Source organism: Tamlana crocina (assembly GCF_012037625.1).
Map to the genome: position 1 here is coordinate 1 of NZ_JAAVJS010000832.1, position 287 is coordinate 287.

Below are 287 nucleotides of genomic sequence, written 5' to 3' on the forward strand. Positions count from 1 at the left end.
TGCCCCGCCTTTGAAGACGAACAGATGATCCACGATCTTATCCATGAAGTACCTGTCGTGAGAAACAACAACTAAACATCCGGGGAAATCAAGCAGGAAGTTCTCTAAAACATTTAGGGTGACAATATCCAGATCGTTTGTCGGCTCATCCAGAATAAGGAAATTTGGATTCTGGATCAAAACTGTACACAGGTAAAGTCGTTTTTTCTCGCCTCCGCTTAACTTCTCCACAAAATCATATTGCTTCTTACGGTCGAAGAGGAATCGTTCCAGGAGCTGTTGAGCGG

The 287-nt window shown here is 43.9% G+C and carries 1 protein-coding gene; it reads right to left on the reverse strand.

All coding sequences use genetic code 11. The features are described 5' to 3' along the window. Window positions 1-287: ATP-binding cassette domain-containing protein (locus HC176_RS19170; RefSeq protein WP_167920555.1), on the reverse strand; the 287-nt coding region annotated here is incomplete at both ends.